The organism is Brevibacillus invocatus (assembly GCF_003710915.1).
GTDB lineage: Bacteria > Bacillota > Bacilli > Brevibacillales > Brevibacillaceae > Brevibacillus > Brevibacillus invocatus.
In genome coordinates this window covers 26,623-39,939 of sequence record NZ_RHHR01000050.1, presented here as the reverse complement: position 1 = coordinate 39,939, position 13,317 = coordinate 26,623, and the positions used below count along the sequence as shown (strand labels likewise).

The 13,317-nt window shown below is 38.7% G+C and carries 12 protein-coding genes and 1 pseudogene; 11 read left to right on the top strand and 2 right to left on the bottom strand.

Features of this window, described 5'->3' with window-relative positions; translation table 11 throughout:
- Position 1 precedes the first annotated feature (1 nt).
- The 8 genes from EDM52_RS22060 to EDM52_RS22025 all read left to right on the top strand — a co-directional run bounded on the left by EDM52_RS22060 (position 2) and on the right by EDM52_RS22025 (position 9,450).
- On the top strand, positions 2 to 3,136 hold the full coding sequence (locus tag EDM52_RS22060; protein ID WP_122911085.1) for a type I restriction endonuclease subunit R: 3,135 nt from the start codon (positions 2 to 4) through the stop codon (positions 3,134 to 3,136).
- Positions 3,137 to 3,202: 66 nt separating this feature from the next.
- On the top strand, positions 3,203 to 4,660 hold the full coding sequence (locus tag EDM52_RS22055) for an SIR2 family protein (RefSeq protein WP_122911084.1): 1,458 nt from the start codon (positions 3,203 to 3,205) through the stop codon (positions 4,658 to 4,660).
- Positions 4,661 to 4,691: 31 nt separating this feature from the next.
- Positions 4,692 to 5,366, top strand: coding sequence for a TIR domain-containing protein (locus tag EDM52_RS22050; protein ID WP_122911083.1), 675 nt, complete (start codon positions 4,692 to 4,694; stop codon positions 5,364 to 5,366).
- A 30-nt stretch (positions 5,367 to 5,396) separates the two neighbouring features.
- Positions 5,397 to 6,530, top strand: coding sequence for a TIR domain-containing protein (locus tag EDM52_RS22045; RefSeq protein WP_122911082.1), 1,134 nt, complete (start codon positions 5,397 to 5,399; stop codon positions 6,528 to 6,530).
- Positions 6,499 to 7,488: a toll/interleukin-1 receptor domain-containing protein gene (locus EDM52_RS22040; protein WP_148038793.1), complete on the top strand. Its 990-nt coding sequence runs from the start codon at positions 6,499 to 6,501 to the stop codon at positions 7,486 to 7,488. The genes EDM52_RS22045 and EDM52_RS22040 overlap by 32 nt, the downstream gene beginning before the upstream one ends.
- Before the next feature lie 308 nt (positions 7,489 to 7,796).
- Positions 7,797 to 8,126, top strand: a complete 330-nt coding sequence (locus EDM52_RS22035) for a helix-turn-helix transcriptional regulator (RefSeq protein ID WP_122911080.1) — start codon at positions 7,797 to 7,799, stop codon at positions 8,124 to 8,126.
- A 438-nt stretch (positions 8,127 to 8,564) separates the two neighbouring features.
- On the top strand, positions 8,565 to 8,939 hold the full coding sequence (locus EDM52_RS22030) for a hypothetical protein (RefSeq protein ID WP_122911079.1): 375 nt from the start codon (positions 8,565 to 8,567) through the stop codon (positions 8,937 to 8,939).
- 124 nt (positions 8,940 to 9,063) lie between these two features.
- The gene (locus EDM52_RS22025; RefSeq protein WP_122911078.1) at positions 9,064 to 9,450 is read left to right on the top strand and encodes a DUF5071 domain-containing protein; all 387 of its coding nucleotides are present in this window, start codon (positions 9,064 to 9,066) and stop codon (positions 9,448 to 9,450) included.
- Positions 9,451 to 9,778: 328 nt separating this feature from the next.
- Here EDM52_RS22025 and EDM52_RS22020 read toward each other — a convergent pair whose 3' ends face one another.
- Complete coding sequence (locus EDM52_RS22020) at positions 9,779 to 10,273, bottom strand: helix-turn-helix domain-containing protein (RefSeq protein WP_183185282.1); 495 nt, start codon at positions 10,271 to 10,273, stop codon at positions 9,779 to 9,781.
- A gap of 173 nt (positions 10,274 to 10,446) precedes the next feature.
- Between EDM52_RS22020 and EDM52_RS22015 the strand changes: the two genes are divergently transcribed.
- Complete coding sequence (locus tag EDM52_RS22015) at positions 10,447 to 11,277, top strand: TnsA endonuclease C-terminal domain-containing protein (protein WP_122911076.1); 831 nt, start codon at positions 10,447 to 10,449, stop codon at positions 11,275 to 11,277.
- Positions 11,278 to 11,393: 116 nt separating this feature from the next.
- Here the strand turns inward: EDM52_RS22015 and EDM52_RS22010 are convergent, their stop codons facing one another.
- The gene (locus tag EDM52_RS22010) at positions 11,394 to 11,756 is read right to left on the bottom strand and encodes a winged helix-turn-helix transcriptional regulator (protein ID WP_122911075.1); all 363 of its coding nucleotides are present in this window, start codon (positions 11,754 to 11,756) and stop codon (positions 11,394 to 11,396) included.
- Between the two features lie 182 nt (positions 11,757 to 11,938).
- Here EDM52_RS22010 and EDM52_RS22005 point away from each other — a divergent pair.
- Together EDM52_RS22005 and EDM52_RS22000 are read left to right on the top strand one after the other, a co-directional pair.
- Positions 11,939 to 12,474: pseudogene (locus tag EDM52_RS22005) on the top strand (alcohol dehydrogenase catalytic domain-containing protein); the annotation flags it as partial.
- 341 nt (positions 12,475 to 12,815) lie between these two features.
- Entirely contained in the window at positions 12,816 to 13,244 is a 429-nt protein-coding gene (locus EDM52_RS22000) for a GFA family protein (protein ID WP_245997286.1), read from the top strand.
- Positions 13,245 to 13,317: the final 73 nt, after the last annotated feature.

Genomic DNA, 13,317 nt, shown 5'->3' with positions numbered 1-13,317 from the left:
CATGGCCCTGTACACCACATCTTATGCCGAGAGCGACCTGGAGCAGGCTGCTCTGGAATGGTTCGAAGAAATGAACTACAACAAAGCTTACGGTCCTGAGATTTCACCTGAAGGTGAATATCCGGAGAGGCAATTCTATCAGGATGTCATTCTCAAAGAACGCCTTCGCGAAGCGCTCATCAGGATCAACAAGCAACTTCCGAGTGAGGCCATCGAGGAAGCGATTCGCATCATCGGAGTGCCTCGCAGCCCGAGCTTGATGATCAACAACAAAGCGTTCCAGAAAATGATCACGGACGGCATTGATGTTCAGTATCGAAATTCCAATGGTGATTATCCGACCGAAAAAGTTTGGTTGTTCGACACGCATCCAGACCGCGTTGACAATAACGATTTTCTTGTTGTGAATCAGTTTACAGTTATTGAGAACCAAGTCGATAAGCGCCCGGATGTCGTGGTGTTCGTCAACGGCCTTCCGATTGCAGTTCTGGAGCTGAAGAGCGCCTCCAATGAAGAAGTGGGAATCAGTGATGCGTACAATCAAGTGCAGACCTATAAAAAGGCGATCCCGTCCCTATTCACATACAACTCCTTCATGGTCATCAGCGACGGGGTCAATGCCAGAGTTGGCACACTGACGGCTGACGAGGAACGGTTCATGATGTGGCGCACCATTGATGGCGAGGATGTGGCCTCCTCCTCCCTGCCGCAGCTCGAAGTGTTGATTAAGGGCATGTTCGAGAAAAATCGTCTGCTGGACATCATCAAGCATTTTGTTCTGTTTCAGACTGATGGAGAACGTCTATTCAAAATATTGGCCGGTTACCATCAGTACCATGCCACCAATAAGGCGATAGCCGCTACGGAAAGAGCGACACTGGAAGATGGCGACCGCAAAATAGGAGTTATCTGGCATACGCAAGGCTCGGGTAAGAGCCTTTCCATGGTCTTTTACGCCGGTAAACTAGTTCTGACACTCGATAACCCGACGATTGTCGTCGTAACAGACCGTAACGATCTCGACGATCAGTTGTATGCTACTTTCAGCAGGTCGAAAGATTTGCTCCGTCAAACCCCGCAACACGCCGAAGACCGCGCTCACTTAAAACAGCTGCTATCGGTGGAATCGGGTGGAATTATTTTTACAACCGTTCATAAGTTTGCGCCTGAAGAAGGTGAATCCAAGTACCCCGTGCTCACGGACCGTCGCAATGTCATCGTAATGGCAGACGAAGCACATCGCAGTCAATACGGCTTTCAAGCTGAAATGGTCGCATCGGATGATGAAGCAAGCATCAAGTATGGTTATGCGAAATATATGCGTGATGCATTGCCGAATGCTTCTTACATTGGGTATACTGGAACGCCGGTTGAGTTGACGGATAAAAACACTCCAGCTGTTTTCGGTGATTATATCGACATCTATGACATGACCCGGGCTGTGGAAGATGGTACGACCGTCAAGATTTACTATGAAAGCCGTATCGCACGATTGGAGCTATCGGATACAGAGCGTCCAGTTATTGATGAGGAATATGAAGAGATTACCGAGTATCAGGAGTATTCGCAGCAAGAGAAGCTGAAGTCCCGCTGGGCACGTCTTGAGGCACTTGCTGGTTCGGCGAGACGGATTAAACAAGTAGCCAAAGATATGGTTGAGCACTATGAACAGCGCAAAGGCGCCATGTTCGGCAAAGCAATGATCGTCGTCATGTCGCGGCGCATTGCCATCGATCTCTACAAAGAGATTATCGCTCTTCGCCCGGACTGGCACAGTGATGATGACAATGAAGGCAAAATCAAAATCGTCATGACCGGAAGCTCAAGCGATCCAGCCGAATGGCAGCCTTATATTGGGACGAAGCGGCGCAGGGAACATCTGGCCAAGCGAATGAAGGATTTGAACGATCCACTAGAGATCGTCATTGTTCGCGATATGTGGTTGACCGGCTTTGATGTCCCGAGTATGAACACGATGTACATAGATAAGCCGATGAAGGGTCATAACCTTATGCAGGCGATTGCTCGCGTCAATCGGGTATTCCGTGACAAACCGGGCGGCCTCATCGTTGACTATATCGGTATTGCGGATATGTTGAAGTCGGCACTCCAGCAATACACGGAAAATGATCGTAAAACAGCGGGTATTGATACTGATCAAGCTGTTGATTTCATGTTGGAGCGAATTCAACTTATCCGTGAGCAGCTACATGGGCATGACTTCTCGAAGTTTAAATCGGAGAAAGCCTCCGAGCGGATGAAAGCTATCGTCGAGACGGTGGACTATGTGCTTGGTCTTGGCGATCAAGGCAAACTTAACTTTGTGAATTGGACGACGGAGCTGGCGAAGGCCTACGCTCTATGCTCTACAACAGAAGCTGCTGAACTGGTCAACCTAGAAATTAGCTTCTACAAGGCTGTAAAATCAGGAATCGTCAAGATTATCACGACGGAGAACAAGAAGAAGACAACGAATGAGTTGGATGCGGAGCTGAACCAACTGATCTCCAAGTCGGTTATGTCCGACGAAGTAGTCGATATTCTCGAAGCAGTCGGGTTGCAGAAGCCGAACATCGCCATCTTGTCTAATGAATTCTTGGAGCACGTTCGAGGATTGAAGCAGAAGAACCTCGCTGTTGAATTGCTGAGAAGGCTCCTTCAGGGCAAAGTAAAGGCTGTATCTCGCACCAGCATTGTGCAGTCAAAGAAATTCTCTGAAATGCTTGAGGAAGCTATTCGTAAATACAACAACCGCACTATCGAGACAACGCAGGTCATAGAAGAGTTAATCCAGATGGCTAAGGAGATGAACGCTGCCGTTAAGCGCGGCGAGGATCTTGGACTTATCAAGGAAGAAGTAGCCTTCTACGATGCGCTGGCCTCGAATGAAACAGCGAAGGAGCTTATGGGTGATCTGGTTCTCAAACAGATTTCTCACGAGTTGACCCAGGCTATCAAGAACAATATCAAGGTGGACTGGACTCTGCGGGAGAATGTACGGGCTCAGATGCGGATTACAGTTAAAAGACTGTTGAAGAAATACGGGTATCCGCCTGATCTTGAAAAAATGGCAATTGATTTGGTACTTCAACAGGCAGAGTTAATGGCTCAGGCGGAGACAGAATTTAAATACTAACAGACATCAGGCGTAGCTAAAATTACTTTTATTTAGCTGCGCCTTTTATTTAGGAGGAGTAACTCAATGAGTACGGATAAAGAAGTTTTAATAAAAGAATATCTAAAAGCTATTCATGAAGATAACGCAGCAGTGTTTGCGGGTGCTGGCTTATCTGCTGCTTCAGGATTTGTTAATTGGAAGGTGCTTCTTAAAGAGGCTGCGGAGGAGCTAGGGCTTGATATAGATAAAGAAACCGATTTGATTTCTTTGGCGCAGTATTTCTTTAATAAAAATGGTCGCCAAAGACTCTCACAGTTGGTAATTGATAACTTTTCTGCCGAGGCACAAATAAATGAAAACCACAAAATACTTGCACAGCTACCTATAGATACATATTGGACTACAAATTACGACAGACTTATTGAAAAATCATTAACCGATGCTGGGAAAAACCCAGATGTAAAAATAGCACAAGCCGATTTTGCTCTCTTGAAACCCAAAAGAGACGCGATTGTGTATAAGATGCACGGTGATATTGAAAGGGCGAATGAAACCGTCTTGATAAAAGATGAGTATGAAACGTTTCATGATAAGAATCAGTTGTTTTCTATTGGGCTTAAGGGCGATTTGATTTCAAAAACCTTTCTTTTCATAGGTTATAGTTTTGAAGATCCTGACCTAGAATATATTTTAAGCCGGATTCGGGTCTTGCTGGGGCAAGATGGAAGAAAACATTACTGCTTCTTTAAGAAGATTAACAGGAACGATTACAGTCATCTTCCTCCAGAAGAAGCAGATGAGAAGTTTAGGTACGACTCCATTAAACAGGAACTTAAATGCGCTGATTTGAAGAGGTATCATATTATTCCTGTATTGGTTGAAAAGTACGAAGATATTACTGAGATTCTTAAAACTATACTCGAGCGATATAGCAGATCGAAGATACTCATATCTGGCAGCGCAGCGGAGTATAGCCAATTTGTTGAAGATGACAATAACGCACAGATGTTTATTCATACTTTAAGTCATGGAATAGTAAAGGCTGGTTTCAAAATCGCATCTGGCTTTGGACTAGGAGTAGGCAGTGCTGTTATTAATGGATCGTTAGATTTTGTGTACTCCACAAATAAGAGAAAGATTGGTGATTACTTAATCCTTAGACCTTTCCCTCAATATGCCACAAATGGTAAGGATTTAAAAGATCTGTGGGATCAGTATAGACGTGATTTTATATCAGATGTTGGTTGTGCAATATTTATATTCGGCAATAAAATTGTAGATGGTCAAGTATTAGATGCAGATGGTGTCAGAAAAGAGTTTGATATTGCTGTCACTCAAGGGGTTAAGGTTATCCCAGTTGGTGCTACCGGTTATATGAGTAAGATTTTATGGAATGAAGTAATTTCGGATTTCGATAAATATTATAGTGATTTTCCGGCACTGAAATCCGACTTCGAATTCATTGGGGATGCAACTCAAGATCATCAACAAATTATCAACAGAGTAATAAAGATTATTACTACTCTTAAAAATGGAAGATGATTAAAAACTATCTATTAGGAGAGTGAATATAATGGGAAGAAAAATTTTTATCTCATATAAATATTCTGATAGTAGTGTTTATCCTCTCAACGGTAACTATTCCACGACCGTAAGACATTACGTAGATGAGTTGCAAAGTAAGTTAAAAGAAGAAGACCACATTAACAAAGGTGAGGCTGATGGTGAGGATCTAAGTGATTTTAAGGATGATACAATATGGACAAGCTTGAAGGACAAGATTTTTGATAGCAGCATCACCCTTGTGTTTATTTCAAAAAATATGAAGTCGATTTTTACTAGTGAAGAAGACCAGTGGATACCTTGGGAGATTTCATATTCACTGAAAGAGCTTACGAGAAACGGAAAAACAAGCAGGACTAATGCATTACTGGCAGTTGTTTTACCAGACCAATATAACAGCTATGAGTATTTCATTCAGGATAATTCGTGTCCCTATTGTAAGTGCAGGACGTTGAAAACCAATACCTTATTTACAATATTAAGAGAAAATATGTTTAATATTAAGTCACCTACTTACAATGATTGTAGCAACCATAGTGAAGGTAACAAAATATACATAGGAGAGTCCTCGTACATTCGTTCTGTTAAGTGGTCTGATTTTATTGATAATATCGATGGATATCTTCAAATAGCATATAACATTAATGAGAATATAGACGAATATAACATCCGAAAAAGTGTTTAAAACTTACTCGAAACTAGGGGAATCGCAAGTATGCCTGGTATAGCCCAAAGAAAGTACGTTGGTGAAACAATGCGAATCAATAAGACTTTAAGTCAAATATTGAGACGTTTATCTGATGTATTACCTTATAACTACAGTGCTGAAACGCTGTTGAAGTTATTTCAAGATCTGTATCCTAGAGAGTGGATGGAATTAGATCAACGTTATAATCTATATAAAAAGAAAGATGCATTTTTATTAAAGAACGGTAAGAAGATCAGATACAAGCCTGATCCACCGAGAGAACATTTTCTTAATTTGCCTAAAGTGAAACACATGTTATCTAAGGGTGCAATTGCCAAGCATCAGGCTAATTTTGTCATGAATAGTTATCAACAAAAACTCGATAATTTCAAAGCTAAAAGGCAAAGCGCTATTCAAAGTAGGAATGAAAAGATTGCCAAAGCGAATGAACTTATTCAAAATGTTGAACCACTGTATATTGATGCCTTTATTGCTGCTTATCACAAAAGAGGCATAAGTATTGACGGAAAGCTGGAGATATTTAAAGAACTACAGAAATATAAATCACGAAAAGTTATTGAGTTTTTTTACAAGCTTAATGATAGCGAACGGAATAACCAAATTAGGGAAATGGCGTTTAAGCACCTACAATCGACAGGAAGCTACGTTAAATTAAGAAAACACTACAAAGGTAAGAAGAAAGAATATATGACAGAGAGAAGTCAGTTTTACATGACTCCTCTCGATTTGTTAAACAGAATTGAAAGTAACAATGTACAAAACAAAAAAGTATATGATTTGTTTATTTCACATAGTTACAAAGACTCCGTAATCATAAAGAAGATAATGAAAGCCTTTAATAAGCATTCTCTTAATGTATATTGTGACTGGACAAGTGACAATGACTTCCTAAAAAGAGAGCTCGTTAGTGAATATACAAAAGTTGTATTACAAAAAAGGTTAGAGCAATCAAGAAACTTGGTATTTGTTAAAACAAAGAACTCCATTGAGTCTGATTGGGTTAATTTTGAATTAGACTATTTTAGCAGACTAGGAAAACCAATATTTTGTATCAATCTTTCAGGTGAAGAAGACATGCTATTTACAGGACTTGATTATAGTGCCGAGAATGAAACTGTTCAATGGATTCGGAGTGATTGACATTAAAATTCATGAGTATGAAAAAGGCTTAGTTTGGGATGAGAATGATAAATTTATTGATCAAGGATGGAGAGAACTAAAAGAGAAAATAAAGAACACTCACGGCGGAATAGGTATCATAGCAGCTGATTTTGATGAATTGTTGAGGTTTTGGGAATTACATCAACTTTCACAACCAGAACGCAGACGAGCTCATTTTGCAAAATTAGTTGAGAATGCTAAATCAGATGAGGATATTGAATTATTATCCGAAATATTGTCAATTATTTTAATTAAACCATGGAGAACAAATTTGCAAGCAGGTTGGTTCATATACTACCTAAGAAAAGGAAAAAATCTTGAGTTATTTGATGCCAAACGTGCCTGTAGAGTTCTTAATGAGTTATGGGATATTCATGAAAAAGCTGCGAAAGTGCTTATGTTTACACTAAATAATTTTGTTTGGGAAGACAATAGAGTGAATGAGTTATTGGAAGAAACAAAGTTATTGCGTAAAGAACTTAGACATATAGTAAATCCAGCTAAGGTATTCATCTCATATTCGAGAATTGATAAGAATATTGCGTTACAATTGTATAGGCAACTTAAAGAGTATGCAATAGAAGTGTGGATCGATACAGAAGATATCCTCCCTGGTGAGGATTGGAAGATGAAAATACGACAGACACTTGAAGAGTCAGAATTTGTTATCGTATGTTTCTCTGAACAGTCGATTATTCAAACGGGCTATTTTCAAGAAGAATTAAAAATAATAAGTGAACTAATGCGTTCAAGAAGCCAAGGCTCTTTATTTTGCATTCCTATTTCGTTAGATCAATTCGACAGAGCGATTACACCCAAAGGATTTGACGAAAAGCATATGATAGACTTGCATGAAGATATGGATGATTGTATAACGAAAATTAATGAAACCATTGTTAAATATAGACATTCAATAGGTGTTGTTATAGAAACCTAAGTCTAATACTTTATTTTCTCATTTCGGTGTTGATGAGATGAGTCTTATGTTGTCAGTCTAAAACTTATTTCTCAAAAACTGACGATTTTCCAACTCAAAAACCGTGTCAAATCAACGACTCCAGTCTACAACTTTATTTTCTTTAGACAATTTTGTCTGGTGATAAAAAAGTGTGGAACCAGTAAAAAAAGTCTGGAACCAGTAAAGAAACTGTGGAACCAGTAAAAAAAGTGTGGAACTCCTAGTACAGTCCCGATGACGCTTTGTTAGGTCATCGGGACTTCTTTATGAAGAAGGAGGTGTAGCCAATGTTAGGAGAGCGAATTAGGGAAACTAGAAAGAGAAATCAGATGAACCAAACTGAGTTTTCACAACTTATTGGTGTATCTCAGGGAACTCTGAGTGAGCTAGAACAGAACAAATATAATCCTTCGCTTGAGACTATTCTCGCAATTATTAAAGTGTTTAACGTTAATGCAACATGGCTCTTATTTGGAGATGTAGCAAACAAAGACGGTATTCTAGAGTTAGCCGAAGAACTTAATAAAGTAGAGTTGTTACTAGTCAATGGATTCAGAATGTTATCAATTCGAGACCAGAGGGAGATTATGAATATCATAAAGTTAAAGAATTCCTGAAAAAATATATGAAATTGTACAGATATGCGTAGTTTTTACAAGATTAAGTGTTTTCTGGTGGCCCATAATCTCGGACACACTGAAACAAGCTTGATGCTTCAACCTATGAAGACATTTTGTACTCAGTTGTGATGACAAACGTGCTGGGTAAGAGACCTCATCGATAATTAACTAACTCTCGAGTTCCTTATGCTTCCGGGACATTGCTTGTCGAACAGTGTTTAATTAGAAAGGAGGTGGCGAGATCAATTGCATTGCAATGTTTAAAGAAAAGAGTCTTAGATTGATAAAATGTTAGACTATGGAAATAACGGTATATGCATACGGCAGGGCATTACGCTAACGAGCAGTTTAGTAGAACAATCTACTTATATACTTTTGAGTGGAATTTAGATGTTATAGTAAAGTAAATTGAACAAGACTAGGGGGGAATGTATTGTGGAGAATTATAAGTTGTTTTCAAATTGGTTAAATCATATTTTAGAGCAAGAAATCCCCAAAGGAATAAAAGCATTCAATTTTAACTTATATGAAGGTTCCGGAGAGACTTACGATATACATTTAATTGGTTCAGATGAATTCGATGAGGATGACTCAGATTGGGCTTGTACCGACTATTTTTCTTCGGAAGAAGATATTTTCTCTATAAAGAGATCAGGAGATATTCAACACTGGGAACAAGGTTTAAACTACATTACGATGTTAGTGGAACGTTACCTTAAAGAAGGAGAGTTTGCAAACATCCTCAAAAGTGCATCTGCAATTGGAATTGGTTTTGTGGATGGAGATATTGATATTCTATTTCGTGCTTAAATATTGGCTGTTTGTTACGATGATTGCAATGTTGTCGTTAAGCTGTTGGACAGGATAGTGAGACAAATTCATGCCACTCTGAAAGAATAGGGAACAAAAACACATAGAGGCAGGAGGTATAGAATTGAACGTAAGAGATTTTATTCCTCAACATAAAATGGATCACGAGAAGACTGGCCAGCTTAAGAAGCTTGATAAAGATCTTATAAGATCTGTTATTCCAGAATTAATGACATGGCTTCAAGATGGAAATTGGCCTGTATATCCTGAAATAAGGGATGTTTTGCTCCCATTAGGTAATGAGCTGGTACCCCACATAAGGTATGTATTAGAAACAACCGATGAAGACTGGAAATACTTTGTTTTAACTGGTTTAGTGAGTAAACTATCTAAAGAAACTATCGTACAAATGAAACCGGAACTGATTAGGATTGCATATAATCCAAGTGAATCCGAAGCAGCAAGTGAATTAGATGAGGTAGCAAGAGAATTATTGAGACACAGTAGCTAATATTCAACTAACGGGTTCGATAGTTCAATAAAACAGCGGCAGTCTAGGACAGATTCTTGTCCAAGGCTGCCGTTTTCGGATTTTTAGACGATTCTAAATGCGCTTGTGAAAATGAAAGATTCATGCTGATTAAAATATCGATAAACGGATAAAATTATAGTAGTAAAGAATCAAAGGAGTAGTACAGCAATCTGAGAAAAGATGAGCTGGAGTGACGAGAAGAGGCATCTAGGTTAATAAATGATTATAGTCATTTTCTCAGGCATTTAGAGCAGGAGGGTTAGAAAAAATATAAGCGTTTAAAGAGAAACGAAGACACCGTTGTAAACTAAAATAATGAATTGTCCGGAGAAGGCTCATCCAAAATTTGTTTCGCAAGCTGTTCTTTTACTCTTTCTTCGGTCTCCAGAGTCACCTCGTGAAGCCTACTGACTATCGATGAAATTACTTCGTGAAGTAGGAGTTTATCTTTACTGGTAAGTTTCTCATTGTTCACAGACAATACGATTCCAGAGTTAATAAGCTTCAGTAAATCCCATGCGTTCTTCTTAACAAATGAGTAGTCGACATGAGGGAGTAAGAGTAACTGACCAAATGGGTCCTTGTAGTATGGATCTGGAAACTCTGTAATGCCGAGCAAATAATCAGCTGATACAGAGAGGGTATTACACAAAAGGACAATTTGTTTGTAATCAGGGTTCGCCACCCCGCGTTCCCAATTTGAAATAACGTGCTTTGAAGTGCCAATTTTTTGAGCAAGGACATCTTGGGTCCACTTCTGCTTTATTCTCTGTTCTTTAATTCGTTCCCCGAGTTGAGACATTGTAATGACCTCCATTGATCTCACGCATTTCCCTTTAAGAATAACATAGTTGATTTTTTTTTAACAATATCCATTGACAGGTTAATTAATAATTGTATATTATCCGTGTTAAATATTATTCTTCTCGATTCATGTTTATGTCGAGAAAAATTTAACAAAAAGAGGTGAGAATAGTGGCTAAAGCTAGAACAAGAACTACTGTAGCATCGATAGCACGAAGAATAAAGGAGGGGAGAGGAGCGGGGCACTTTGCTGAGTATAAACCGTGGCTAACGATTCATGATGTGCCCTCGACAGGGGTAGTAACGAGGGTACTTGGGTGGAAGAGTGGGCGGCTTCATCATTACCTGTCGGAACATTTTGAACTCGCGCATCATTATCAGATGGAATGGTCTGAAGAAGTAGTCGATATTCGGGAGCAGTTCCCGCTACTACCTATTGAGAAAACACTGTTTATCGCTCAGAAGCTTGGAATTCGACATCCGATTGATCCAAATACCAAGCATCCAATCGTTATGACAGTAGATATGGTTCTTACAGTAAAGAATGGAGAAGACGTCAGTTTTATCGCGCACTCTATAAAACCAATCAGCAAGTTGAATAGAAGAACTCTGGAGAAAATGCAAATCGAGAAGCAGTTCCTTAAGGAGATGGGGGTTGAGTGGTTTTTAATCACTGAGCAACAAATTAACTATGATTTAGTAAAGAATGTCGAGTGGCTTCACTCGGCCAAGACATTAAGTTCTCTAGGACATGTTAACAAAGATCTTGTAAACGAAATGCAACCAAATCTCTTTAATGCACTTAGGCAGAGCGATACCCCGCTGGCCAAAGTGACCTTAGCTTTAGATAAGCAGTATGCACTTCCTAAGGGAACTTGTATTCAAATTGTGAAGCACCTAATCGCCAATCGATATTGGGTGATTGATATGAAGCAACGGGTTAGCTCAACCTTAAATCCCTTGATAATCAAAGAGAACAACTTTCCAGTTGGAGGGATATAGAAGTGAGCTTATTTGTGAATAACGTACTGAAGCGAGATACCCCGGAAGGGAAAATGCAAGATTGTGAAAGAATCCTTTGGATCGATCGTGCAGCTCCAGATCTAGGATATTCAATCTTATTCAACAGATGCTTCATCGGAATTTTCCTCTAAAAATAATCTAAAATTATCTCCCCAATCACAAATGGAAGTTACCACGGGTTCTAGAAGTAAACCAATTTCACTTAGTTCATATTCCACTTTAGGAGGTACAACCGGGTATACACATCTAGTAATTATTTTATCATCTTCTAATTCCCTTAATTGTCTAATTAACATACGTTGATTGACATCAGGAAGGTATTTTTGTATATCGCTTAACCTTAATGGGGATTGTTGGAGCAAACACCATATGATCGCTATTTTCCATCGTCCACCTATAACTGATAAAGCCAAATCTTTGCTAGTAAAAAAAGTTTTTTCTTTATATTCGATTTCCATTTTTATTTTCCCTTCTTTGCTGTTATTTTGTTTATAGTGACAAAAACGTCAGTATTATTCATTTTATTATAATATGTAATTATGGTAAGTGTAAATTAGAAAATAAAAAGAAAGAAGGGATTCATTTGAAAAGCAGAGCTGCTGTTGCATTTAAACCAGGGAAACCACTTCAAATCGTTTAAATCGATGTAGAAGAATCAAAAGTTAAAGGGGTATTTGTAAAAATTCTATATACTTCAGTCTGTCATACAGATGCTTTTACTTCATCAGGCGACGATCCAGAAGGCGTATTTCCTTCTGTACTAGGTCATGAAGGTGTTGGCGTTATCGTCGCTGTAGGAGATAAAGTGACTTCAGTAAAACCAGGGGACCATGTTATTCCATTATATACGGCTGAATGTGGAGAATGAAAAATTCTGTCGTTCTGGTAAAACAAACTTATGTAGTGCCGTAAGAGAAACACAAGGAAAAGGTTTAATGCCTGATGGAACAACTCGATTCTCTTATTATGGAGAACTTATTTACCATTACATGGGGAAAAGTACTATTTAGCGAAAATACAGTCGTTCCTGAAATCTCTTTAGCAAAAATTGACCCAGAAGCGCCACTAGATAAAGTTTGTCTATTTGGATGCGGTGTTACTACAGGGATTGGCGCTGTACACAACACAGCAAAAGGGGAAGGGGTTGTGACAGCCGTATTTGGTCTTGGGAAATTGATTTAGATCCGTATATCACACACCACTTAAACTTTACAGACATAACTGAGGGATTTGAATTACTTCATAAAGGAAAATCCAATCGTACGATTTTAACTTCTAGAGACTAAATCGAGTGTAATAGAAACACTTAGAGTATTTCGGTGAACAACAAATATCTTCATTACAACTTGTACGGTTGAAACTTAAGTCTAAAAGGATCTTCCCACAAATATGCAAACGAACTGGTATATTGCGACCACACCTCCCCTTGTGAAAATAATTACACGTATAATCATGGAACAAAAGAATCATAGTAATTTTCATTAAGACTATTAAATAAAGAAAGGCAGATGTATTTTATGTCAAAAATTTTCCTTCACCCAAGATTAGATAACGGATATTCTTATGAAGAAGACCCCAGTTTTTCTGGTGGAACATTAAAATGTTTATGTGAAAACAATCCTGTAGAAGTAGCTGTTGAGGCACAAACTATGCACAACCATGCCTGCGGCTGTTCTAAATGTTGGAAACCAGAAGGTGCTATTTTTTCTCTTGTTGCCGTTGTCGGTAGAGAAAATGTTAAAGTTTTAAAGAATGAAGATAAATTACAGATTGTCGATGAATCATCAATAATTCAACGTTATGCATGTAAAGATTGTGGAGCTCACTTATTTGGAAGAATCGAAAATAAGGACCACGCATTTTATGGACTAGATTTTGTACACACCGAATTATCTGACGAAAAAGGTGGTCAGCACCTAAATTCGCAGGGTTTGTTTCTTCAATAATTGAAACAGGATCACCAGCTTCAAAAATGAGTGAAGTTAGAAACGCTTTACACGATAAAGGCCTGCCTACCTA